Source organism: Myxococcaceae bacterium JPH2 (assembly GCA_016458225.1).
In the GTDB taxonomy this organism is placed as follows: domain Bacteria; phylum Myxococcota; class Myxococcia; order Myxococcales; family Myxococcaceae; genus Citreicoccus.
Genome location: JAEMGR010000002.1, coordinates 63642 through 88371, shown reverse-complemented (window position 1 = coordinate 88371; position 24730 = coordinate 63642). Strand labels below are relative to the sequence as shown.

The window sequence follows — 24730 nt, the reverse complement described above, 5'->3', positions numbered from 1 at the left end:
CGGGGCTCGCGGATGCCTCAGTGGTTGGAAGCCATCGGCTACGCGCGCCCGGAGGAAGAGCAGGTCATCGTGGACCTTTCCTACACGACGTGCCTGCACGAGCCGCCGCCCCACTTCCAAAAGGAATGGAAGGCGCTCTTCCTCTATCCCAGTCCTCCCAAGGCTTGGCGCGCGGGTTTCATTTCACACGTCGAAGGAGGCCGGTGGCTCGTCACCCTCAATGGCTATTTCGGGGAGCACGCGCCCACCGAGTACGCGGGGTTCCTCGAGTACGCGCGCTCACTCACGCGTCCGGACCTCTACAACTACCTGAAAGAGGCCACGCCGATAGGGCCCATAACTCAGCACAAGGTGAAGGACTGCCGGTGGCGGCACTACGAGAAGCTGCCCCGCTTTCCCGAGGGGCTGGTCGTCCTGGGAGACGCCGCGTGTGCCTTCAACCCCCTCTACGGGCAAGGCATGTCGGTGGCGGGGCTTGGCGCCGAGCTGCTGGATACCTGCCTCCGCGAGCAGGCTGAACGAGGCGAGCTATCGGGCCTGGCGCAGCGCTTCCGCAAGCAGCTCCCTGAAGTCATCCGGCTCCCGTGGCTGTTGGGCACGACAATGGACCTGCTGTATCCGCAGGCCGTCGGGAAGCGGGCCTTCGGGCTGGGCTTGCTGCACTGGTACATCCTGCGGCTGATGGAGCGCACGTCGACCGACGCACACGTCCATCGCCAGTTCTACCGGATACTGCACCTGCACGCGGGGATGAAGGCGGTTCTCCAGCCCTCCGTGGCATTGCCCGTATTGGGCCATGGCGTCATGTCGCTCCTCCGCCCTCTCGAGCGGCTGGCGAATACCGAGACACGGCCTCCCCCTCTCACGCTCCCAAGTCCTGTCCCGGTCCAGAAGTCCGCGGGGTAGCTGCCACGGCCTGGGCCCTCGATGCGTCAGGGGGCGCGAGGCCATGGCGGCAGCGCAGGCGTCCACCCAGCGCTGCAAGGAGTTGCAGGCCATCACGGCGGGAATGGCGACGAGCAGACCGAAGGTCGTCGTCACGAGGGCCTCGGAGATGCCCGTGGAACGAGATAGACCCCGCACCCCTCGCGGAGGGGCCGGCCGAAATACCCCGCGTTGGGCCCCAGTTTGGCACTCGCCGCGCCACCTCGCATCGCTCCCTCTCAACACGCTCTGAGCGCCGAGAAGCGTGTGAAGGAGAATGGGCCGTCGCTCCGTTCTTCCGGCTCGACGGCCCTTCTGCGACTTTCCTCAGAGTGGGTTCATGGTTTCGGGTGCGTGGCCTCCTTTCCCGGCGCGTCGGGCGCGGAGACCTTCTCCACCTTCATCGTCGTGGGGCCTGTCAGCGTCAGGTGTGCCTTCAGCTTGAGGAATCGCTTCTTTCCAAAGCCTTTCACTCGCACCAACTCCTCGATGCGTCCGAAGGGCCGCTTCTTCCGATGTTCGAGGATTCGCTCCGCGGCTTTCTCTCCCACGCCCGGCAACAGGTCCAACTGGCTCGCGGTCGCCTCGTTCAGGTTCACCACGCCTGTGTATTGCGTTCGCTGCCTCGCGGCTTCGGCCAGCCCGGGCCCCAACAGCGCCCAGCCCAGCAGGGCCACCCAGCCGAACTTCACGAGTGTCCCCCCACTGGCGATGACTCCAGGCCCAGCTCGCTCGTGTAGCGGCCCCCCGCCGTGGCCGTGTCCCGCTTCTCCGCCGCTTCCCTCACGTGCAACTTCCCGTCGAGCGGCAGCACGTCCAACAGCACGTTCAGCGAGCCATCCTTGTTCACGAACGCGCTCCCCGCCCTCACCCAGATGCTCCCGCCCTTGCCCTCGCGGATGGAGAACACCGCCAACCGCTTCCCCGCCGTCAGCATCCCTGCCCCCTCGTTCTGCATTCCCGCACCACCACGGCGCGGGTCCCTCGCTCGGCGTGACCGCCTGAGGTCGCTCGCGTCCAGAGCAGTCCGCATGCCAGCGGACGTCCCCTCTGATGCCGCGCTGCGCGACCGTTCACGGGCTCGATGTCCATCCACGCGCGAGGACGGGCGCGGATGCTCCAGCTTGGATCTCGCCGCGTGAGAGGACTCTGGCGCTGGGGCCTGATGTGATTCGGACTCGACCTTGGCGGTCGTGTCGGGGGCTCGCGTTCAGTGCTTCGCAACCCGCTGTGTTCACTCCCGACGCGCCACCTGCGGTCGCTTGACGCACGAGGGGGGACCCCCTAGAAGGGGCGGGCCCTTGGGTGCCCATGTCGGGCTTTCAAGAGGGAAGCCGGTGCGAATCCGGCGCGGTCCCGCCACTGTGAACGGGCTGCCCTGAGGTCAGGGCCGGGAACCTCGGTCTGTTGCCACTCCACCGTGCTGCGGGATGCACCGGGGGAAGGCAGAGGTCCCCTTCTGGACCGGCGCGGTGTGCGCCTCTCCCAGAGCTCACGAGCCAGGAGACCTGCCCAGGGGTCCGGTCGCGTTCTTCATCGGAACGACCCGGCAGCCTTCTCTCTTCGATGGAGAGAGCGGAAGGCGGAGCATGCGGCGGACTCATCTCGTCAGGCCCGTGGCGTGCCTGGCGCTCAGCCTCTCCTGGATGGCGCGAGCCCAGGCGCCCACCCCCGAGGTGGAGCGCCCCGCCGAGCAGCAGGCGAGCCCGCCCGACGCCGCGTCCCCCACCGCGGACGAAGTCTTCGTCGTCCCCACCGTCGAGGTCACCGGCAAGGCCCCCGTGAGCGAGGCCCCGGATGCGGCTCGGCGCAGGGACCCCACGGGCGCCATCACCGTCATCGACGCTCGCTCGCACGACGGTGAAGCACGCGACACCGCGGAGCTGCTGTCGGGTGGAGCGGGCCTCGCGGTGCAGGACACGGGCGGCTTCGGTCAGAGCAAGGGCATCGTGGTGCGCGGGGCGTCGTCGAACGGCGTGCTCGTGTTCCTGGATGGCATTCCCCTCAACGGCGCGGGCGGCATGGCGGACCTGTCGCTCGTGCCCGCCGCGCTGGTGGACCACATCGAGGTCCTGCGAGGCGGCGCCGGTGCGCGCTACGGCGCGGGCGGTCTGGGCGGGGCCATCCGCATCGTCACGCGTCCTCCCGAAGGAACCCTGCGCGCCAGCGGCGAGGTGACGTACGGGAGCTGGGACACCGTGCTCGGCCAGCTCGCCGCCACCGGTCCGCTGCTGGATGGACAGGTGATGCTGCTCGTGCACGGAGGGCGCTCGGAAGGGAACTTCCGCTATCGCGTGGATGACCTGCCCGCCGTGGAGGGCAACCCGCTCACGGAATACGTTCGCACGCGCAATGACGCTCGCGGGGGTGGTGCCCTGCTGCGCTACCAGCGCGACCTGCGTGACGGCGCTCAGGTGGATGCACTCGCTGAGTTGGCGCTGGAGAACCGCGGGCTCGCGGGCACGGTGCAGAACCCGCAGACCACGGGGCGACAGGATTTGGGACGCGTGTCGCTTGGGCTGCGGTGGGCGCGGCCCCTGGCGAACGCGGGCGAGCTGAGCGCGCGCGGCTTCTTCCGGCGCGAGGGGCTCGAGGTGACGGGCGGCGTGCCGGACATGGACGGCGGCGCGCAACACCAGACCGTGGGCGGCGTGGAGCTGGAGGGTCGCAAGCTCCTGGGCGACGTGCATGCGCTGAGCGTCGCGGTGGCGGGCTCGGGTGAGGCGGTGACGGAGGCGCTGCACACCCAAGAGGCGTCGTGGTGGCGCGCGAGCGTCATGGTCATGGACGAGCTGTTGCTCTGGGGCGGACGGCTGGGTGTGGCGCCCTCGCTGCGACTGGAGCGCGTGGGTCCGTACTGGCTGGTGGCGCCGAAGCTGGGCGCATCCCTGGACGTGGGCCATGGCTTCGGCGTGCGCGCGAACGCGGGGCAGTCTCACCGCGCGCCGTCCTTCCTGGAGCTGTACATCCGCCAGGGCACGCTGTTGCCCAATCCCTCGCTCAAGCCCGAGCGGGGCCTCTACGCGGACGCGGCTGTGACGTGGAGCCATGAGGGCTGGAGCGCCTCGGCCGGTGGCTTCGTGGCGCTGTATGACAATCTCATCGCGTATGAGCTGTATCCGCCGCTGCTCGCCAAGCCCTACAACTTCGCCGCCGCCCGCGTGTGGGGCGCCGAACTGGAGGTCGAGGCCCGGCCGTTGCCCTGGCTGACCGCGAGCAGCAGCTACACGTGGATGCGCACGCAGAACCGCTTCGATGATCCGCGCTTCCTCGACAAGGACCTGCCGTACCGTCCTCGGCACAAGTGGATGGGGCGCGTGCGCGCGGGACCGGAGTGGCTCAATGCCCGCGCGGAGGTCCTCTATCAGTCCGCGCAGTTCTTCAATCGCACCGGCTCGCTCACGTTGCCCTCGCGCACGTGGGTGAGCGCGGGCGCGTCCAGCACGTTCCTTCGGCACCCGGATGTCACCGTGTCGGTGGAGCTGAAGAACCTGCTGGATGCGCAGACGTCTGACTTCAGTGGCTACCCGCTGCCGGGCCGCGCCGCCTACGTGACGCTGGGCGTGGCGCTGGACCGCCCCGCGGCGGCCCCTTCCTCCCAGGTGAACCATGCTCCGCAGGCCCCGAATCCCTGAGTCGCTTCCGTGGGCGCCCTGGCTGTCCCTGGCGGCGGTGCTCCTCCTGACGGGCTGTCCCAAGGAAGGCGCGGTGTGCACCCCGGGCCTGTCCGTGTGCGGCGACGCCTGTGTGGATTTGCGCGCGGACGTAGAGCACTGCGGCGCGTGCGGCACCGTGTGCGGCGCGAACTCCGTATGTCAGGACAGCGCGTGCGCCTGTCGCGAGGGCTCGCTGCGCTGTGGCGAGACGTGCGTGGCCGTCGCGAGCGACGTCGCGAACTGCGGCGCGTGCGGCAATGCCTGTCCTTCCGGGCAGGTGTGCGAGGCGGGGCGCTGCGGCGTGGGGTGCTCGGCGGGGACGTCGCGGTGTGGTGGTGCCTGCGTGAGCCTGCTCACGGACGTGTCGAACTGTGGCGCCTGTGGTCGCGCGTGTCCGGATGCGCAGTCGTGTCACTCCGGTGTCTGTGGCTATGACGTCGTGGCGGCCTGCTACAACCTGGGGCAGGTCGTGGGCATCCAGGCGGGCACGGACCGGCTGGGACCTCGTCGGCAGTTGGGCGCGGGAGTGCAGAGCCTGGGCGCGTATCGCGACGTCCTGCTCGCGGCGGATGCCACCAACTCCGAGTTGCTCCAGGCGCCCGCGGGAGACCTGGGACAGGTGTCGCAGCGCTCCTCGCTGGGCAACGTCACCACGTCCCCCAATGACATCTTCGTGGCGTGGCCTTACGTCTACGTCGTCGACTCCATCAACAACACGCTCCAGGTGCTGCGCGGCGAGGGCTCGGGCGAAGGGACGTCGCTGGGCCTGCGCACGGTGACGCAGCTCAGCCTGGGGGCCAACACCAGTCCCCAGGGCATCACCCGCGTGGGGGACACGCTCTACATCCCGCTGTTCGGCACGGCGGGCTCGGGCTTCAAGAAGGGCAACGCGGTGGCTCGGGTGGACGTGGTGGACCCCGAGCATCCTCGGCTCCTCGATTCGATTCCGCTCACGGGCCTGGACCTGAAGTCGTTCGACGGTGGCACCAGCCTGCCGTTGCCCTACTCGGCGACGACGCTGAACGGCGCGGTGTACGTGGCGCTGACCAACCTGAACCCCGCCAATGACTATCGTCCCAATGGTCCAGGGATGCTCGCGCGCATCGAGCCGGCAGACGGTGGCGTGCGCGCCATCGACCTGGGGGCCGAGCACTGCCTCAACGCGGGCGATGTGGAGCCCGTGCGTGGACAGCTCGTGGTGAGCTGTCTGGGCGAGGCGCGCTACGACACGGGCAATGGCAATCGCGCGGACGACGTGCGCGCCACGGGCCTCGTGCTGGTGAAGGACGATGCGCCCGTGGCGACCTATTCCTTGTCCGCGGGCTGCACCCCTGGGACGCCCGAGTGCCAGGTGGCCGTGGCGGGGCGCTTCGCGGTGGCGGGCGACGCGGTGTACCTCGGGGACGTCAACGGCGGGCGCGTGTATGTGGTGGAGGTGAAGGACGGCGCGCTGGTGGAGCGACGGGGCTTCAGCACGCCCGGCGCGGTGGGCCCCGCGCTCGAGGCCTGCCCGAGAGACCCGCGCCGCCCCGTGTCCAACGTCACCGACCTGGTGGCCATCCCCGGCCGCGTGCCGTGAGGCCCCATCCCTTCGTGAGGAGTTCCATCGTCATGTTCGCGCGTTCCCTGGCCGTGCTGTGCGGGCTCATCGGGTGTCTGGTTGCAAGCTCCGCCCACGCGGGGGCGCCGGCCTCGGGGCCGTATGTCCTGGGGACGCCGCCCAAGCAGGTGAAGCGGGTGGTGACGCTGGTGCCGTCCCTGACGGAGATGGTGCAGAGCCTGGGCGCGGGCGCGTCGCTGGTGGGCGTGTCGCGCTACGACGAGTCCAAGGAGGTGGCGAAGCTGCCGCGCGTGGGCGGCTTCGTGGACCCCTCGGTGGAGGCCGTGGTGGCGCTGCATCCGGACCTCGTGCTGGTGCAGCCCGGGCCGGGCAACCAGCGGCCCGTGGAGAAGATGGTGGAGCTGGGCGTGCCCGTGCTGGTGCTGCCGCTGCACACCGTGACGGACGTGCTCGCGGCCCTGCGCGCCGTGGGCAAGGCCCTGGGCCGGGACTCGGAGGCACAGGCGCTCGTCGTGCGCATCGAGGCCACGCGTGCTCGCATCCGTGAGGCCGCGAAGAAGCAGCCCGCGCCGCGCGTCCTGTTTGTCTATGGCTTCGAGCCGCTCGTCGTCGCCGGGCCCGGCTCGTTCGCCAACGAGCTGCTCCAGGACGCGGGCGGTCTCAACGTGGCGGCGGACGCGGGGACGGCCTACCCCGTGTATTCCGTGGAGCGAGTCGTCGCCGCGCGGCCCGACGTGGTGGTGGACGCGGCGGACGTGGACGTGGGCAAGGACACGCTGCGCGCGCTGCCTGGCTTGTCTGGGGCTCGCTGGGTGGATGTGCCTTCCCTGGCGCTCCTCCAGCCCGGGCCTTCGCTGGGGCGGGGGCTCGAGGAGCTGTTCCTGCTGCTCCACCCCGCGCCGGCACCGCGTGACGCGGGCGTCCACTAGCACGAGAGTCTTTTAGCTGGGGACCCACACCCTCCGTGAGGGTGTCGCGAGTTCTCGGAAATGCACATCCCCCGGAGCCAGCCTTTCCACACGCCTTCGTATGGAAGCTGGGAAATTCGCGTGGCCCCGGACGGCCGCGCCAGAGGGGGATGTGGCGATGACACTGTCGTGGCTGAGAGGGCGGAGCCTTGCGCGAGCGGGGCTCGGACTGGGATTGCTCGTGGGGGGCGGGGGACACGTGGCCGAGGTGTGGGCGCAGAGCTGTCGCGCGCCCTCGCTGCTGACGGATGGCGCTTCCAACGTGGCCAACGAGCAACGTCTCTGCACGGGGCCTTGGGTCTACAGCGCGTGGCAAGGCTATCCGTGTGACCCTGCCGCGGGGCCGCAGTGCCAGGGGGGCGCGACGTATCAGGTCGAGCCCGTGCCCAACACGTGCCGCAACAAGGCGTTTGGCGGGGAGACGTTCCGGCAAGATCCTTACTACACCACCATCAGTGGCAAGGAATGGGCGCAGTATGGCTGTTGGCCCGGCTATGGCTGTGGTTGGGATGGAGACACGGATTTCAATCAACAGTATCGGCAGTGCGCTGACTTCCAGTGGGACATGGAGCAGCAGAAGCTGCAGTGGTATCGCGACAACTTCCAGGACCCGTCGCGGCCCGTGACGACGCAGCTCTCCGAGACGCCCACGGTGTACAGCGCGTGGGTGCAGACGGGGAACTATCAGGAGCGCACGTTCACCTTCAATTGCACGCTGACGTTCAACAACGTCGTGTCCCAGTGGAAGCAGAAGGCGGACGCGTCCCTCTGCGGCGTGACGAACACGGTGAACCCGCGCCATCCCTTGTTGCTGCCGACCCTGCGCTACTCGCGGCCCCTGCTGACGCTGGGCTCGCTCAAGCAGGAGGACGCGGCGGCGGAGATTCGCGACGCGAGCCTCATCGACTCGGGCTCGCCGCGCTGCACCACGCGGGACGAAATGCCTGACACGACGGCGGCGCAGGCCCAGGCCAAATACACGGCGCTCCAGCAGGAGCTGGCCACGGGTGTGTCGGCGGCGGTGGCCGGGGGCTACGAGGATGACACCTTCCGTCACCTCATCATCGGCGCGATGAAGCGTCTGTATGAGCTGCGCGGGGACCTGCTCACCCCGGCGCAGCGCCAGGAGGTCGAGGGCTACTACCGCACGCGGCCCGAGTACGAGAAGAACGCCGTGCGCGTGGACCCCACCATCAACTTCTGGTGGTACCTCAACCGCCCGGATCCGAAGGTTCGCCCCGACTACTTCTCGGTGCGCTGGACGGGTCGCCTGACGCCGCAGTTCTCCGAGACGTACACCTTCCGCACGGAGTCCGATGACGGCATCCGCGTCTGGGTGGGCGGCTCTCTGGTGCTCGACACGGCCGCGGCGGGCATCACCTTCCAGACGCTGTCCGGTCCTTCAGGGCCGCGCACCGTGCTGGTGCACAGCGGGCAGAAGGCGCTGGTGGCGGGGCAGACGTATGACATCAAGGTCGAGCTGGAGGACTGGCACTCGCAGGCCGGCGCCATGCTGTGGTGGGAGAGCCCCAGCCTGCCTCGGGAATTCATTCCCTCGACGCGGGTGACGACTTCCGCGGGCGAACCGGGCTTCCTCGGCGAGTACTTCGACAACTACGGGTTCACCTCGGGCGTCGTCTGCGGCAACCGGTGGACGCCGCCCCGGCTGTCCGCCGCGTGCACCGGCGACGCGAGCGTCCAGGCCATCCTGCCCGGGCTCGACCTGGACCTGAGCCTGTGTCAGCGGATGTCCCTGCCGCACACGTCCGCCGCGCTGGCCGCCACGAAGCGCACCACGTGCGAGAACCTGGCGATGGGCATCGGGACGCTCTTCGACGTGTGCGGTGAGCAGCAGGCCACGGCGTATGAGCTGGAGTACAACACGATGATGCTGGGGTTGGACCAGAAGGCCCTGGCCGCCGCGCTGGCCGCGACGCCGACCTTGAGCGCGGCGACCTACAACGCGCTCCAGGCGCAGCAGCAGTCCTGGCACGACAAGGTGAGCCAGTACATCTACCACGGGGCTCAGCCCGGGGTTCGCTTCACGAATTCGTATCAGCAAGCGGTGAATGCGCTGTCGGCCGCGCCGCACGCCGCCTCGTCGCTGGCTCAGTAATCCCGCCGAGGGGCCGGACTGCCCCTCATGACTTCGCGAGACGTGGATGGGCATGGCACCGAGTCGTGCCCGTCCGCGTCTCGCGTGCTTCCTCACCCCTCAACTCCTGACTCCAGGGCCGTGCGCGGCGTGCCGCCACGGATGGGAGACGTGTATGTGGAAATCATTGTCGTGGAGGGTCGCGAGCGCGCTGCTGCTCGTCTGTGTATGGGCCTGCAACAACGGCGGAGACGGCGGACTGGAGTCCGCGGAGCCCGAGGTGGCGGTGCTGCAATCCCGCCTGGAGGACACCTGCTACGACCGCAGCAACACGCTGCTGGAGGAGCTGAAGCAGCCGGGCCACGAGCGCGCCTGTCTCCTGGATGAGGACTGTCCCTGGGGCTCGCACTGTGACCGGGCCAAGGGCGCGTGCGACTGGACGTGTCTGGAGGCGGGACCGCCGGGGACGGAGTGCGCCGGGGGCGCTGTCTGTGATTGCTCGGGACGGTGCCCGGGCTCGACGCCGGTGGGCGTCTCCACGGTGCTGCCGCGCCTGTCCGCGTCGCCCGCGTATCTCCAGTTCCAGCCGCCCACGTCGGGCGGCGTCTGGCAGGCGCAGCCGCTCCAGGTGACGGTGCGCTCGGTGTCGTTGGACGGCGGCACGCTGCCCTCGACGGCGCAGAACGCGGTGGTGAGCATCGAGGCGGGGCAGGACATGGAGGTCGCGTGCGGCGCGCCGGACCAGGGTGCGCCCTTCGCCAGCGAGTGCACGCTGGGCGCCTTCACCTTCTCGCAGCGCAATGGCGAGTACCTGGGCACGCAGCCCATCTGGACGCGTCCGCGCACGGGCGTGGCCGCGAGCCTGGGCGACGGCGGCGTGCCGGACTGGGAGGTGGTGGTGACCTCCGAGTCGGCGTCCAACCGTCGCGTGCGCGTGGTGGCCTCGGTGCCCGAGGCGCTGGGCTCCACCGGCACCGTGCGCGAGTTCTCCGGCAACGTCACGCTGGAGGTTGGCGCGGATGACGCGCAGAAGGTTCGCCTGCCGGTGCGAGGCTGGGCGGACGCGAACTCGCTGTTCCTCTTCGATGAGTCGCGCACGCTGTCTCCGTCCGGCCGGCTGAAGCTGGGCCGCACGGGCTCGCCCAAGTACGTGTCCGCGTGGCTGCCGCTGGCGGACGGTGGCACGGCCGGCATGACGGCCGAGGTGGCGGGCTTCTTCGAGGGCAACCCGCTGGCGGACGTGCGCCTGTCGGGTCAGTTCAATGTGTCGCTGCCGGTGCCGGTGAGTGGCGGCGGGGCGGACTCGGGGGCGGGGCTGATGGCCCGCTTCACGCTGCTGCGCGTGGAGGGTGTGGTTCCCCAGGCGTGCCCCACGGTGGGCTCGTGCGCCACGGGCTACTCCTGTGAGGCGGGGTTGGGGAGCGCGGGCGTGTGCGTGGCGGGCACGAGGCCGTGGGAGACGGTGACGTCCGCCACCTCGGCGAGCAATGCCATCACGCACGCGAAGCGCAAGGCGTGGGATGACGACGGCAACGCGCGGCTGGACACGCTCCAGTCTCGCTGGGGCTTGATGCCGTGGCAGCTCGCGCAGGGCCTGGTGTGCAACCAGGGCAGCGCGGCGGATCCGCTGGAGCACGCGGGCTTCGGTGCCAGCGTGCTGCCTCTGTCCGGCGACCTGAAGTGCGCCAACAACGCGCCGCCCTACGTGTCCGAGTTCTTCACGCAGCGCGACCGCTACGCGCCCAACGGCGAAGCGAACCCGGAGCTGTTCAACAGCGAGGAGCTGTTGACCGAGTGTCTGGCCAACCTGGACGCCCTGCCCACCGCGATGGGGACCGTCACCGAGGAGGCGTGGCTGACCGAGCGGTTGAAGTCCACCCGCTCGCTGAAGACGGACCCGACGTTCACGCAGAAGACGCCCGCGCGCTGCCTGAGCCTGGCGCGCCTCTTTGGCGCTCTGCACCTGAGCTCGCGTCAGGCCAACAGCCGAGACCAGAAGCTCTCCTGGCGCCTGCTCCAGGAGTGGGTGGGCGTGCATTCCTTCATCGCGCAGGAGGTGGTGCGCCAGCATGACGTGGCGGACTTCGTGGACGGAGTCACGTACCGCCCGGACTGGCCCACGCTCACCAGCGCCATGGACCGCATGGAGCGCGGGTGGGACCTGCTGCTCGACAGCGCTTATGCGCCGCTCCTGCCGGGCCAGGACGCCACGCGCACCTGCGGCATGCTGAACCCCGACTACCGCGTGCCCCAGAAGCCGGTGACGTCCTGGACGTGGCAGGGCGCGTCCATCGCCACGCGCGGCGGCAACGCCAACTGGCGGCGCGGGGACATGACCTTCGTCTTCGACTCGGCGGACGCCTATGGCTCCTGCCCCTCCAGCACCACGACGTACCTGGGCTCGCTGGCGTACACGGCCGATGGCGCGCTGCCGGGCAAGCGCCGGTTGATTCCGCAGTGCTGGCAGTCCTCGGCGGGCACCGCGAGCTGGGGTCTCCAGACCGCGGCGAAGGTGGGCACGAGCACCAATGTCTGGCTTTGGACGGGTGGGACGCCGCTCACGGCGGCCCAGCCCGCGCTGCGCATGGCGCTGCGGGAACGAGACGGCGTCCAGACGCTCACCACGGGCGGGACTCCGCCGGTGCCCGAGCTGCGCACCTTCGCCTATGAGCACTTCCTCCTGAAGTCCACGCCGGGCGGCTCCGTGTCCGGCCCCACCACCAACCGCATGGGTGTCTGGGATTATCCGCTCACCGACGCGGAGCTGGCCACGGTGATGGCGCAGCCCCTGGACTACCTGGGACCGCAGTCGCAGGACCTCGCGCCGCACCCGCAGAATCGCGCCTCCCATCCGCAGGCCATCGGCTTCCCGGTGACGCTGCTGGAGGGCCTCACCGCGCACCTGCGCTTGTTGGTGGCGGACATGGAGCAGGTGGAGCGCGAGACGGTGGCCGCGTGCACGCCCGCGTCTCCTGGCGCGCGGCGCGACCAGGAGCTCACGCGCTTTGGTCGGACGCTTCGCTACGCGCTGGCGCTGGAGGCCTTCGCGGCGGCGGCGCGCGACCGCGAGCTGGCGCAGTGCGCTCCGCAGGGCGAGCTGATGTGGACGGCCCGTTGGAACTCGGCGCGCAGCGAGCTGGCGCGGGTGCGACAGCAGGCCTACGAGAAGGTCCGCGCGCTCAACTCCTGTCATCCGTATGGCCTGCCGGAGGACGAGGCGCCGCTGTACTTCGGCGCCATCATCCCCTCGGGGGCGGAGGACGCGACGGCCAAGTTCTTCGGCTCATCCTCGTACCTGCTCAGCCGGGTGGAGGTGGAGATGCAGAACACCGTGCGCGAGCGCGGCGAGGCTCGCTCGGCGTGGCTCCAGCTCAAGACGAACCAGGTGCAGAACCTCATGAGCACGGAGGAGCACAACCGCCGCGTCTTCGAGCTGAAGCGCGAGTACGGGCGCCCCCTCGTGGAGCTGTGTGGCTTTGATTCGGGGCAGGCCTCGGAGATGTTGGACCGGTTCGACCCGGTGAAGGCGCCGCTGCTGTTCGGTGAGCCGGCGCGCCGCGCGGAGAGCTGCTTCGTGGACACGGCGAACCCCGTCTGCCACGTGGGCACGCAGGCGCTGTATGACGCCGTGACGCAGGCCCAGGCGCGCTTCACGCTCTGCACCTGGAGCGAGCTGCTCCCGTTCGCCACGCTGCCTGGGAATCAGGCCACGGCCGCGGCGGCCTATGCCTCCGCGGATATCCAGCCGTGCGCCAGTGGCGGCGGTCGGTGCGTGCGCGTGGGGGGCGTGGATGTCATGCCCGTCTCGGACCTGTTCGTCCTGCCCCTCAATGGGCAGCAGATGCAGGACGTGCCGCCCGGCATCCTCGGTCAGGCGCAGAACCTGTGTGTCACCCGGCTCGGTGCCGCCGCGCCGCTGCCCACCGCGGACAGCGTGGGCACGGGCCTGGACAAGAGCTGCTACCGAGGCGACATGGGCGCCGCGATGCTCGGCCTCCTGGCCGCGCGCCAGAGCCTCGCCGTGGCGCGCTCGTCCATGAATGACTACCAGGAGAAGTTCGACCTGGCGGACGCCCACTGCCAATCCCTGGCGGCGAGCCAGGCGGAGCGCGACCTCATGGAGACGAGTCACCGCGAGCGGATGACGGGCCTCATCAACGCCAAGTCCAACGCGGACCGGAACATCAACGGCGTGGAGACCGCGGGCAGCATGGTGACCAACGCGGTGGGGCTCGGCGTGGCCATCTACACGGGCAACGTCATCCAGGGCGTGAGCGCGGTGGCGGGGCTGGTGTCCGGCATCTTCGGCGGCGCGGAGAAGGACCGCTCGCTGGCGCTGGAGGCGGACATCCAGCGCGAGGAGCAGGCGTATGCCCTCGCGGTGCAGCAGTGGGAGGGCCAGGTCCGGCTGATGGAGTGCTTCGACGCGGCGAAGCTCCACCTGGTGGGCATGCGCACCGCGGCGCTTCAGGTGGAGCGCGCGGTGACGGACACGCAGTCGGCGCTGATGACGCTCCAGAACCTGGAGCGCACCGTGCGCCAGCGTCTGGGCGAGGGCTGGGCCGTGGTGGCCCAGGAAGAGGCGCGGCAGGTGCCGGGCTTCACGCACACCTTCTGGTTGGACCAGGAGATCCTCCAGGCCCGCGCGGCCTTCACCTGGGCCAAGCGCGTGGCGTACCTGCTGGCGCTGTCGCTGGAGTACGAGACGCAGCAGAGCCAGGGCGTGCGCCAGCAGATCGCCGCCGCCTCGGGGCCGGATCAGCTCACCAGCGCGCTGTCGCTGCTCGACAAGGTGCACCTGGACCAGACGCTGGATGGGCGGCTGGTGGAGAAGCACTACTACGTGCTGCGCCTGCGCGACCAGTTGCTGGGCATGAAGGACCGGCTGTCCGCGCCGGAGGGCGAGCGCGCGTGGGATGCGCGCACGCGGCTCAAGCACCGGCTGCTCGCGCCGGAGAGCGCCATCTACGACCAGAAGGGCAGCTACCTTGGGCAGGGCGTGCGCTTCGTGATGCCGCACGAGCCGCCCGGGTTCCCGGACCGGTGCGCGGAGCGCATGTGGGGCGTGGCGGTTTTCCTGTCGGCGGACAACCTCTCGGGCGGTTGGAACTCCCTCAATCCCATCCCCTTGCGGCTGCGCAAGCGCAACACCTTCCAGAGTCACTGGTGCTCGGCGGAGACCTCCTCCGACGACTTCCAGACGCGGGCGGCCCGGCCGTCGCTGCGATTGGGCTCGGTGGGAGTCAACGGCGTGGGCGAGGAGAATCAGTTCACCCCCGCCGACATCAATGCCTATCTCGATGACACCCACCTGGCCGACTTCAAGGAAGGCGGGAGCATCGCGCAGTCGAGCTTCGAGCTGAAGGGACGAGGGCTGTACGGCGAATACGAACTCATCTTCCCGTGGAAGGCGCTGCTCCAGAACGGCTTCCCGCTGGAGAAGGTGAACGACGTGTACCTGCGCTTCGAAGTGCTGTCCGTCGCCAAGAACTAGGGGCCGGTCGAGGAGACATCCATGAGAGCTGCCATTGCAGGTTTGTTATTGGCGCTGGCGTCCACGCGCGCCGGAGCGGCGGGAACACCGCTGTCCGGCGCCGTGAATGCCCAGACCTTGAAATTGCCAGATGGACCGGGCTCGGTCCGAGGGTTGGTGGACACGCCGCAGGTGAATGTCTTCAGCTCGCAGGTGTCCTACGAGCTGCCCTTCGAGTTGCCGAAGGGGACGGGAGGACTCGCGCCCGCCCTGGGGCTGTCGTACTCGGGCGACCTGGGCAACGGCCCGGTGGGCATCGGCTGGGCGCTGTCTTCGGCGGCCATCCGTCGGAGCCTGCGCCAGGGCGTGCCCTCCTACGGCGCGGCGGATGAGCTGGAGTTGGTTGGCATTGGCGGGGGCGGACAGCTCGTGGCCCTGCCAGACGGCGTGTCCTGGCGGCTGGAGGGTCAAGGCCAGTCCGTGAAGGTGGCGCGCGATGGCGCCGGCTTCGTCGTCACCGACGGGGCGGGCGTGCGCTACCGGCTGGGACTCACGGCCGGGGCGCGGATGGAGGAGGGCACGCGCGTGGCCTCCTGGTACCTCGAGGAGGTCGTCCATCCGACGGGCGCGTCCTTGCAGTTGACGTACATGAAGGACGCCAACCAGGTGTACCTGTCGCGCATCGCGTGGGGGCCCTCGGCCGCCTACAGCGCGGACCTGGTGTACGTGGCGCGCGCGGACCGCGCGGTGTCCTGGCGCACGGGCTTCAAGGTGGAGACCGGGCGCCGGCTGTCCGAGGTGCGCGTCAACGCGTTCGGCGAGGCGCTGCGCGTCTATCAGCTCACCTATGACACCAGCTTCGCCATCTCGCGTCTGGCGAAGGTGAAGCAGCTGGGCCGTGGCCGCGTGGACGCGCTGCCCGAGCTGACGTTGCAGTACGCCGCCAAGGCCGCCACCGCGCAGGTGACGCAGGTGGAGGCGTCGGGCGGGTGGGTGCTCAATCAGGCCGGCGTCAGCGTCATGGATGTGGATGGCGACGGCATGAGCGACCTGTTGCGCCTGGACCAGGGAGTGCAGTCCTGGCGCAAGGGCGCGGGCACGTCGTTCGGGCCGGAGCGTCCGTTGCTCGGCGCGAGCGGCGCGGTGCTCAACAGCGTGCGACTGGTGGACACCGACGGCGACGTGCGGCCGGAGCTGGTGATGCCGTCGCAGGATGGCTGGCAGCTCCTGCGACTGGAGGGAGACACCTTCCAGCCCGTGGGGCGCTGGCTGGGCACCGAGGGTCTGACCTTGATGGACCCGGGGCTGTTCATCGCGGACTTCAACGGTGACGGCCGGGTGGACCTGCTGCGCACCGGCGCGGAGACGCTGAGCATCAAGTGGAACGGTCCCAACGGGCTGGGCGCCTGGCAGACGAAGCCCGCGGTGGATGGCTTCCGGCTCATGCCGGGCCCCAACGCGCGGCTCCACGAGGTGAACGGCGACGGGCTGGCGGACGTGGTGCAACTGGGCAGCACGTCCGTGACGGTCTACCAAGGCAAGGGGGACGGCACGTTCGCCGCGGGCGTGACGTATGCCTATCCCTGGTCGGACACGGTGCTGGACCTGGGCAGCCTGCGGCTGTGTGACCTGAACCGCGACGGCATCATGGATGTGGTGCGCCTGTCTGGGGCGAACCTCTCCTGGTACGCGGGGCTGGCGCAGGGCGGCTTCAGCACCACCGCGCGAGACGTGGCCCGGCCCGCGGCGGACGGCGCGTCCGTCATCGTCGCGACGGCGGACCTCAACGGCAACGGCAGCGAGGACGTGGTCTGGAGCGCGCCGGACGGCATGTGGCTGCTGGACATGGCGGGCGCCACGTCGGCGGGCATGCTGACGGGAATCACCAACGGGCTCGGCAAGTCGGTGGCGGTGTCTTACGAGGGCAGCGCGAAGCTCGCCGTGCTGGCGAGCGGCGCGGGCCAGCCGTGGACGCGCCTGTTGCCCATGTCCATCCCGGTGCCGGTGACCCTGAGCGTGGTCCCCGGCGCGGGCAGCCCCACGCGCAACATCGAGTACACGGTGCGCGATGGCTTCTGGGACGCGGAGGAGCGCCGCTTTGGTGGCTTCCTCGTGGGCGGCGTGCGGACGCTGGGCGCCACCGCCGCGGACACGCTGTACGAAGAGACGCGCTTCCATCCAGGTTTGGGTGGCTTGCGCGTGCTGCGCGGCATGCCGTTGGAGGTGCGGACGCAGGACGGCACAGGGCGGCTGTTCCGCGTGCAGACGTCCACCTACGAGGCGCGACCGGTGCAGGGCCTGCCGGACATCCCGTGGCTGCGCAAGGCCGCGCTCGTGGAGACGCGGACGCTGCACCATGACGGGCTCACGACGCCCATCGAGACGCTGACCACGTATGCCTATGACGCGCGCGTCCGGGCCATCGAGCAGCGAGACCTGGGCCGGCTGGATGTCACGGGCGACGAGCGCACGATGCAGCGCGTGTACGCCAGCGACGACACCGCCTGGATTCAGGACGTGGTGTGCGAGGAGACGCTGCGCGAGGGAGACGGCACGCTCGTCTCGCAGCGCCGCATGTTCTACGGCGACGCCACGCAGGTGTTCACCTGGACGGACCCCGCCGCGTGTCAGGCCGGGCGGCTGATGCGCGAGACGCGCGCCTGGCTGGCGGACGCGGTGAGCCCGCGCTGGGTGCTGGAGTCCGCCACCGAGTACGACGCGTGGGACAACCCCACGCGGATGTACTCGAAGGGGAGCTGGCGCACGCTGACGTATGACGCCAACCACCTGTATCCCGTGTCGGAGAGCACCTCGCCCGCGGTGGGGCGCACCCTCACGTGGGCCATGGAGTGGGACAACGTGCTCGGCCAGCCGCGCCGGCTGACGTCGCCGGACGGCATCGTGACGGAGGTGACGTACGACACGCTCGGACGCCCGACGACCATGGCTCGGGCGGGCGCTCAGCCCCACCTTCGCTATGTCTATGATTGGAGCGCGCCGCAGCCGAAGACCTTCACGTATGACTTCGACGGGGCGCCGAGCGCGCTGGCGGGGAGCTGGACCGGTGCGTGGGTGGACGGCGGCCCGTGGCGGCAGAGCGTGGCGGTCTCCAACGGCGCGGGTGAGCGGCTGTACTCGGCGCAGCGGCTGACGCAGGGCCGGTGGGCGGTGAGCGATTGGCTCGAGCGCGACGCACGCGGCCGGGTGGTGTACGCGGCGGAGCCTGTCTATGTGGACGGCGCGCTGCCCGTGTCGCGGCCGGTGGGCGCGGTGGGGCAGGGCATCGCGTACGACGCGCTGGGCCGCATGGTGACCCAGACGCTGCCCACGGGCGACGTCCGCACGCTGACGTACCAGGCCTTCGAGACCACGCAATCCGAGACGGACCTCACGCCCGTCACCACGCGCATGGATGGCCTGGGGCGCATCCTGCGCACGCAGCGCCAGGTGGGCTCGACGCTGGAGTCCGTGGACGCGAGCTACGACGCCGCGGGCCGCATCCGCTCGCTGGCCTTGCAGGGCGGACTGGCCACGCATTCCTTCAGCTACGACACGCTGGGACGGATGGTGTCCGCGCAGGACCCGGACGTGGGTCCGCGCACGCTGCGCTACAACGACTTCGGCTGGCTCACGCACCACACCAACGCGGCGGGGCAGACGCGGCAGTTCTTCTATGACCTGCTGGGGCGCCTCACCCGCGCTCAGGGTGAGGACGGCTCCGGGTTCGACTTCCATTACGACGTCGCGAAGGACGGCACCTCCACGGGCTACGTCCCGGGGCGGCTCGCCTGGGTGACGGAGCCGCGCGGCGAGGTGCACTACCGCTACGACGTGTATGGCAACAACGAGCACCAGTCGCGCTCCGTCGACGGGGTGTGGGCGGACGAGTCCACCGTGTTCAGCCCCTCCGGGCTGGTGCTGTCCTCGGTGGTGGATGGCGTTCCGGTCGACACGACGTATGACGCCATCGGCCGGCCCACGCGCGTGGGCACGTTCTGGCAGGCCACGCAGTTGGACGCGGCGGGCCGCGTGCTGGACGAGACGTATGGCAATGGCGTGCGCCAGCTCTACACGCGCGATGCGCTCGGCCTGGCCCAGCGCATCCAGACGCTGCGCTCCACGGGCGTGGCGCTCTACGACGTGACGCTCACGCGCACGGCCTACGGTGCGCCTCGCACGGTGGAGGACGCGGACGGCGTGGGCCTCAACCACTCGGCCACGTTCACGTATGACTCGGCGGCGCGCCTCACGGACATGGTGCTGGGCGCGGTGAAGCAGCCGGACGGCACGCTGGCGCAGGGCCCGGCCTCGTATCGGTTCAGCTACCAGTACGACGGGCTCCAGAACATGGTGCAGCGTCAGGCGCAGGGGCCTCAGTCCCTGGGCATCCTGGCGGGGACGCACCACTACGGCGAGCGCGGCTTCGGCCCGCGTCAGTTGACGCGCGTGGCGACGGCCTCGGGCGACGTGCTGATGGACTACGACGCGGCGGGCCGGCTCGTGAGCCAGGGCGGCCGGCTCATGCAGTACAACGGGTTGGATCAGCTCACGCGCGTGACGCTGCCGGGCGCTACGCCCACGTTCGTGGACCACGCCTATGGCCATGACGGGCAGCGCGTCTTCACGCAGGGCCCGGATGGACTGCCGGAGTACTCGTTCTCGCCGCAGCTCAGCCAGCGCGCGATGGACCATCGCGAGCGCTACGTGCGGCTGGGTGACCGGGTGCTGGCGCGGCTGAATCAGTCCGTGCCGGTGTCGGGTGGGGCGCTCGCGCTGCGGCCCGGCATGGGCTCGGCTTCGGGTGTCTCGCAGGACGTGGCCGTGGGCCGGCTCTTCTCGGGGTTGGTGGTGGCGGCGCTGGGGCTGGTGTACCTGGCGGCGCTGCGGTGGCGTACGACGGCGCGGCCAGGTTGGGTGCGCGCGATGGCGGGCTCGGTCGCGGTGGCGCTGTTGGGCTCCGCGTGTGGGCCTGGGCTCCAGGCGGCGGGCTTGTCCGCGCAGCGACAGGCGGTGCTCGACTCCACAGCGACGCTGTACTTCCACGGCGGCATCGCGGCCGGTCCCGCGCTCATCACCCGCGCGGATGGCAGCGTGTTCGAGGAGCGGCGCTACGAGCCCTTCGGCGCGTCCGTGGATGCGTACCGCGAGCTGGTGGGCGGTGGCGCCGCGGTGGGGGCCATCGACCATCACGCCGAGCCGCTCAACACGCTCAACAAGCGCACCGACTGGAACACGGGCTGGAGCGACCACGGCGCGCGCTGGATGGCGCCTGAGACAGGTCGCTGGCTGACGCCGGACTCGCTGGCGAAGGCGCCGGACCCCAAGTTCCTCGATGCCCCGTGGAGCCTGCACCCGTACCAGTACGTGCGGCAGAACCCCGTGCTGTTCTGGGACCCGGATGGTCGCCAGGAGCTGCCCTTCGTGCCGTCGTGGCAGCCGCCTCCGCCTCCGCCGGGCGGCGGGCTGCCCATCACGGAGCCGGTCCCGTTCCGTCTGCCCATGCAGATGCCGTCGTGGCAGCCGCCGGTGCCTGTCACGCCGCCGGTGCCCGCGCCGCCGCTGCTGGAGGCTCCGCCGTCCACGTGGCGCGTGGTGGGAGGCGCCATCCTCAACGCGGTCCGCGCGGGAGGCGCGGCGGTGGGTGGTGTGCTCGTGGTGCTCTGGCCCAGCAACAGCATCGCCACCAACGAGCAGGAGCTGGGGCCTCGGTTCTACGCGCAGGGCGGCAATCAACCCGCGCAGAACACCACCACGCACTACCAGGGACCCAACGCCGCGCCGGAGCGCTGGACGCCCAACTCCGTCTGGGAGACGACGTATCCCAATGGCAACCGCCGAGTGACCTACTACGACGAGGCGGGCAACACGTTCACGCGCGAGGACTACGGCCAGGAGGCGCCGCACAAGGTGGAGATCAACGGCGTGAAGTACAACCTCAACAAGGTGCCCCACGAGCACCGGTTGAACACGGTCCAGGGCCCCAAGGGCGAATACAAGAAGCACCAGGTCCGCATCCTGGATGACAATGGAAATCCCAAGACAGGATGGGTGAACAGTGGACCGGGATAGTCAGACGCAGGCACGCAAGCTGACCCAGGCGCTCGCGTTGTTGGCCGAGGGAGTCCAGGACCGCGAAGCGCGGTGCGTCCTCCACGCGGGAGGACCTCCGGATGAGACCATGGTGCTGGGCACGCGCGATGGCCTCGTCAACCTCGCGGCGCTGCTGCTGAAGCTGGCGCTCGCATCGCCGGCCTCGGCGCCCGAGGGGCTCGACTGCTACGAAGAAGTGGTGGCGGAAGAGCCGCTGCTCGTGACGAACGACATCAAGCAGGTCGTGAGCGAGCAGGGTGACGTCTGGCTCGTGGCGGCCTGTCTCGCGCGCGACGCGCAGATGCTGGAGCGGGTGGTGTCCCGACTCCAGGCCCACCACGGGCTGCGCTAGCAGGACGGCGAGGGACTTTCGGAGCGGCGGCGGCCGGGGTAGATGCCTGCCGTCGCCGCTCCCGGAGTTCCCGCCATGGTTCGTCGTCGCCACGTCTTCCGCATCGCCCAGGTCCGAGGAGCGGGCGCATCGCGTGACGGGGGCCTCGCGTGAGCGGGCGCTCGGGCTTGGGGCCCATGTTCCATCCCGCGCGGCTCGTGGGCTTGCTGCTCGGCTTCGCGCTGCTGGCGCTGAGCGCGTTCGCGGTGGCGGTGCGCTTCGGAGAGCAGCCCATCTCCCTGCTCGCCGCGCTGACCGACCCTCGCTCCACGGACGCGGTCATCTTCTCCTCGCTGCGCCTGCCGCGCGCGCTGCTCGGCGCCATCGTGGGCGCGGGCCTCGCCGCCTCGGGCACCACGTTGCAAGGGTTGCTGCGCAATCCGCTGGCGGATCCGTTCGTGCTGGGCGTGTCCGGTGGGGCCGCGCTGGGTGCCACGCTGGCGCTCGCGTTCGGACTGTCCACCGTGGGCGTGATGACGCCGGGCGTGGGCGAGGCGCTGGTCCGGCTGTCCGCGCCGTCCGTCTTCGCGTTCCTGGGCGCGGGCGCCGCCATCCTCTTCGTGCTCGCCTCCAGCAGCGGCCACGCGGCCCGCGCGCCCTACGCGGCCCTGCTCACCGGGGTCGTCTTCAATGCCTTCGCGTCCGCCGCCATCACGCTGGTGAAGACGCTGTCGGACCCGAACCGACTGGGCGCCATCCTCTTCTGGCTGGCGGGTTCGCTGGGCTACGAGCGCGGCGCCACGCTGGTGTTCGCCGCCTTGCTCCAGGTGGGTGCCATCGCGGTGATGTGGGCACTGGCCGGACGACTCAACCTGCTAGGTCTGGGCGACGATGACGCGGCCACGCTGGGCGTGCCCGTGGTCGCCACGCGCCGCTGGCTGCTCCTGGCCTCCAGCGCGAGCGTCGCGGGGGCCGTGGCGCTCACGGGGCTCATTGGCTTCGTGGGACTCATCGTGCCGCACCTGTTGCGGCTCGCGTTCGGACCGGACCAGCGGCTGCTGATTCCGATGTCCGCGTTGGGTGGCGCCGCGTTCCTCATGCTCGCGGACCTGCTGGCGCGCTTGTCCTTCCACCTGTTCGGCTCGGAGATTCCGGTGGGCGTCGTCACCGCGCTCCTGGGTGGCCCGCTGTTCCTCGTCCTCTTGCGCAGGCGCGTGCGACTGGACGCGCTGTGATGACCGGGGGCAGGCCGGAGCATTGACAATGCCCGCCGCCCGCCATACTCCCGCCGACGTCGTCGGTGTCTCCGCGAGGTTGTGGAGACGCCAGGGAATCCGGTGGAAATCCGGGACTGCCCCGCAGCGGTGAGCAGGAACGAACGCCGTCCAAGCAAGCACTGGCCCAAGGGTGGGCTGGGAAGCGACGGCCAGTAGAGGGGCGCCTCGAAGCGAGGTGCCCGCGCCTGCGAGTCCGAAGACCTGCCGATGACCCGTGCCTGCTTGGCACGGCCACAGACCGGAGCCTCCGAGGGGGGGCGGCGGAGGCGTCTTCCGGTGTGCGGCTCGCGCCCGGAGACCGCCTGCGTCCGTCTGCTCGTTCGGAGTCCCAGCCCGCCCGTGGGGGCGGAGAGGACAGAGGACGCGATGACGACGGACATGAAGCGCGCGGGGACGTGGAACCGGCCGGTGGGCCTGGTGGCCACGGTGCTCGCGATGACGCTGTGGGGCGTGGGCTGCGACAACGTGGAGTGCCGCGACGAGTTCGACTGTCGCGACCAGGGCTCCGCGCCGCAGGGCCAGCTCTGGACGTGCGAGGCCCAGAAGTGCGTCGCCAAGGATGTGCATGGCGAGACCGTGGACGCGGGGACCGACGCGGGCACGAACCCGGTGGATGCCGGGACGGACGCGGGGACGGACCCCTGCGCCAACGCGCTGGTGGACGCGAAGCTGGGCGCGCTCAAGCTCCAGACGGGCTTCACCGTCGCGGAGTCCGTGCCGCTGCCCACGGGCGTGACGGCGGTGGCCGCGACGCCGGGCCCCACGTACTCGCTCTACGCCCTGCGCGGCTCCGACAAGAACGCGTCCCTGTACACGCTGGGCACGTGGCCGTCGCTGCAGCTTGGCGCGGCGGGCCTCTTCAACGTCGTGACGTCCGAGGACCGCGTGGCCAGCGACCCGGTGTTCATCGGCGGCTACGTGGTGACGGATGGTGCTCGCGTGCTCAGCGGCTACACCAAGTCGGGCAAGGACTTCCCCGGCACCGTCGTGCTGTATGACGTGGCGAAGCCGGCGGACTCGGCGTACTTCGCCGCGCCCGCGAACTACACCGTGGCGGCCACGCCCGATGTATTCCTCATCAACGGCGGTGGGCTCGCCACGGCCTCGGGTGGCCTGGGCGTCTACGCGCTGGAGACGTCGCAGAAGCCGCCGCGCGCGGTGAAGGTCGTCGACTTCCCGGCCGCCGTGGGTGGCAGCGGCTTCACGGCCGTGGCCGACAACGGCATCGCGATGCTGGGCTTCTCCGACAAGGACACCTACGCGAACGTCGTCTACGCGGTGTCGCCCGCGAAGCTGGCGGAGGCGCGCTCCTCGGGCAAGCCGGTGACGCTCACCGCCGAGCCGAAGATCGACGTGGGCAGTGACTTCGCCAACGCCGCGTCGTTCGGCAGTGGCGTGGCGGTGCTGCGCGGTGGCTGGGGCGCTCACGGCTACGAGGGCACGGACGTGTCCCGCATCCCGCTGCTGCCGGGCCTGACGGGCAGCGCGCCGGTCAGCGTGGGCGCGCGCACCGCGGTGCTCGTGTTCCCGAACCAGTGCACGTCCGTGAGCTTCCTGTCCTCGCTCGGGTCGGACCTGCTGGTGGGGCTCCAGGACAAGCAGGGCAGCCGCCTCGTGCGCATCCGACAGACCGCGCCATGAGTCCTCACGCCTGTCCTCGCGCGCCCTGGGGGGCGCTGATGCTCGCGCTGCTCGCGCTGTCCGCGTGCGGTGACGAGCCCTCCGTGCCCTCACCCGATGGCGGCACCGACCCCGACGCGGGCACGCGTCCGGCGGATCCGTTCGTCGATAGCGTGGTGTCCTTCCAGCCCGGGGAGACGGCCGGCTTCGGGCAGGACCGGTTCCCCGACGTGGTGCTCGGTCCTCCTCGCGGCGCGGGCGACAGCAACGGGTCGCTCGACGTGCTCTCGCTCGGCAAGGGCGGGTCCATCGTCCTGCGCTTCACGGACGTGGGCGTGGTGGACGGGCCTGGGGTGGACTTCCTCGTCTTCGAGAACCCCTTCCTCGTCGGCAACGGCGCCACGTACGCGGAGACGGGCGAGGTGGCGGTGAGCGAGGACGGCGTGAAGTGGACCGCGTTCCCCTGCGCCTTCACCGACGCGGCCGGGGGCTATCCGGGCTGCGCGGGGGTGCGGCCCGTGCTGTCCGACCCCACCAACGGCGTGAGCCCCACGGACCCGGCGGTCGCGGGCGGTGACGGCTTCGACCTCGCCACGGTGGGACTGAAGCGCGCGCGCTTCGTGCGCATCACGGACACGGGAACCAACAAGTACGGCGGCACGTCCGGGGGCTTCGACCTGGACGCCGTCGCGGTGGTGCATGGCGAGTCGCTGAGCGGGACCTCGCCGTGAGTCG

The 24730-nt window shown here is 70.3% G+C and carries 13 protein-coding genes, 1 pseudogene and 2 riboswitches; of the genes and pseudogenes, 11 read left to right on the top strand and 3 right to left on the bottom strand.

Annotation, left to right across the window (positions count from 1 at the left end):
• The coding region (locus JGU66_04760; GenBank protein MBJ6760063.1) for a hypothetical protein at nt 1–906 on the top strand (906 nt) is incomplete at its 5' end.
• Nucleotides 907–963: 57 nt separating this feature from the next.
• Here the strand turns inward: JGU66_04760 and JGU66_04755 are convergent.
• The 3 genes and pseudogenes from JGU66_04755 to JGU66_04745 form a co-directional block, all read right to left on the bottom strand.
• Nucleotides 964–1065 (bottom strand): annotated as a pseudogene (locus JGU66_04755) (MotA/TolQ/ExbB proton channel family protein).
• A 197-nt stretch (nt 1066–1262) separates the two neighbouring features.
• Nucleotides 1263–1616, bottom strand: a complete 354-nt coding sequence (locus JGU66_04750; protein MBJ6760062.1) for a helix-hairpin-helix domain-containing protein — start codon at nt 1614–1616, stop codon at nt 1263–1265.
• Nucleotides 1613–1861, bottom strand: a complete 249-nt coding sequence (locus tag JGU66_04745) for a hypothetical protein (protein MBJ6760061.1) — start codon at nt 1859–1861, stop codon at nt 1613–1615. The genes JGU66_04750 and JGU66_04745 overlap by 4 nt, the downstream gene beginning before the upstream one ends.
• A 349-nt stretch (nt 1862–2210) precedes the next feature.
• Nucleotides 2211–2455: riboswitch (cobalamin riboswitch) on the top strand.
• A gap of 58 nt (nt 2456–2513) precedes the next feature.
• Here JGU66_04745 and JGU66_04740 point away from each other — a divergent pair.
• The 10 genes from JGU66_04740 (at nt 2514) to JGU66_04695 (ending at nt 24726) form a co-directional block, all read left to right on the top strand.
• A complete protein-coding gene (locus JGU66_04740) occupies nt 2514–4559 on the top strand; it encodes a TonB-dependent receptor (GenBank protein MBJ6760060.1) in 2046 nt (681 codons plus the stop codon).
• On the top strand, nt 4534–6159 hold the full coding sequence (locus JGU66_04735; GenBank protein MBJ6760059.1) for a hypothetical protein: 1626 nt from the start codon (nt 4534–4536) through the stop codon (nt 6157–6159). Before JGU66_04740 ends, JGU66_04735 begins: the two co-directional genes overlap by 26 nt.
• Nucleotides 6160–6191: 32 nt before the next feature.
• Nucleotides 6192–7070: an ABC transporter substrate-binding protein gene (locus JGU66_04730; protein MBJ6760058.1), complete on the top strand. Its 879-nt coding sequence runs from the start codon at nt 6192–6194 to the stop codon at nt 7068–7070.
• 157 nt (nt 7071–7227) lie between these two features.
• Entirely contained in the window at nt 7228–9225 is a 1998-nt protein-coding gene (locus tag JGU66_04725; GenBank protein MBJ6760057.1) for a hypothetical protein, read from the top strand.
• Between the two features lie 154 nt (nt 9226–9379).
• On the top strand, nt 9380–14698 hold the full coding sequence (locus JGU66_04720; protein ID MBJ6760056.1) for a hypothetical protein: 5319 nt from the start codon (nt 9380–9382) through the stop codon (nt 14696–14698).
• A 21-nt stretch (nt 14699–14719) separates the two neighbouring features.
• Complete coding sequence (locus JGU66_04715; protein MBJ6760055.1) at nt 14720–20746, top strand: VCBS repeat-containing protein; 6027 nt, start codon at nt 14720–14722, stop codon at nt 20744–20746.
• Nucleotides 20733–21119 (top strand): hypothetical protein, encoded by a 387-nt coding sequence (locus tag JGU66_04710; GenBank protein ID MBJ6760054.1) that lies wholly within the window; start codon nt 20733–20735, stop codon nt 21117–21119. The genes JGU66_04715 and JGU66_04710 overlap by 14 nt, the downstream gene beginning before the upstream one ends.
• Before the next feature lie 176 nt (nt 21120–21295).
• A complete protein-coding gene (locus tag JGU66_04705; protein ID MBJ6760053.1) occupies nt 21296–22333 on the top strand; it encodes an iron ABC transporter permease in 1038 nt (345 codons plus the stop codon).
• 46 nt (nt 22334–22379) lie between these two features.
• Nucleotides 22380–22599, top strand: a riboswitch (cobalamin riboswitch).
• On the top strand, nt 22583–24016 hold the full coding sequence (locus JGU66_04700; GenBank protein ID MBJ6760052.1) for a hypothetical protein: 1434 nt from the start codon (nt 22583–22585) through the stop codon (nt 24014–24016). Its footprint overlaps the riboswitch before it by 17 nt.
• Complete coding sequence (locus JGU66_04695) at nt 24013–24726, top strand: cell surface protein (protein ID MBJ6760051.1); 714 nt, start codon at nt 24013–24015, stop codon at nt 24724–24726. The genes JGU66_04700 and JGU66_04695 overlap by 4 nt, the downstream gene beginning before the upstream one ends.
• The last annotated feature ends 4 nt before the right edge of the window (nt 24727–24730 follow it).

Excerpts from the sequence above, each read along its gene's own strand:
- JGU66_04730 (MBJ6760058.1), top strand. The coding sequence starts at position 6,192 with ATGTTCGCGCGTTCCCTGGCCGTGCTGTGCGGGCTCATCGGGTGTCTG.
- JGU66_04695 (MBJ6760051.1), top strand. The coding sequence starts at position 24,013 with ATGAGTCCTCACGCCTGTCCTCGCGCGCCCTGGGGGGCGCTGATGCTC.
- JGU66_04735 (MBJ6760059.1), top strand. The coding sequence starts at position 4,534 with ATGCTCCGCAGGCCCCGAATCCCTGAGTCGCTTCCGTGGGCGCCCTGG.
- JGU66_04720 (MBJ6760056.1), top strand. The coding sequence starts at position 9,380 with ATGTGGAAATCATTGTCGTGGAGGGTCGCGAGCGCGCTGCTGCTCGTC.
- JGU66_04740 (MBJ6760060.1), top strand. The coding sequence starts at position 2,514 with ATGCGGCGGACTCATCTCGTCAGGCCCGTGGCGTGCCTGGCGCTCAGC.
- JGU66_04725 (MBJ6760057.1), top strand. The coding sequence starts at position 7,228 with ATGACACTGTCGTGGCTGAGAGGGCGGAGCCTTGCGCGAGCGGGGCTC.
- JGU66_04715 (MBJ6760055.1), top strand. The coding sequence starts at position 14,720 with ATGAGAGCTGCCATTGCAGGTTTGTTATTGGCGCTGGCGTCCACGCGC.
- JGU66_04700 (MBJ6760052.1), top strand. The coding sequence starts at position 22,583 with ATGACCCGTGCCTGCTTGGCACGGCCACAGACCGGAGCCTCCGAGGGG.
- JGU66_04745 (MBJ6760061.1), bottom strand. The coding sequence starts at position 1,861 with ATGCTGACGGCGGGGAAGCGGTTGGCGGTGTTCTCCATCCGCGAGGGC.
- JGU66_04705 (MBJ6760053.1), top strand. The coding sequence starts at position 21,296 with ATGTTCCATCCCGCGCGGCTCGTGGGCTTGCTGCTCGGCTTCGCGCTG.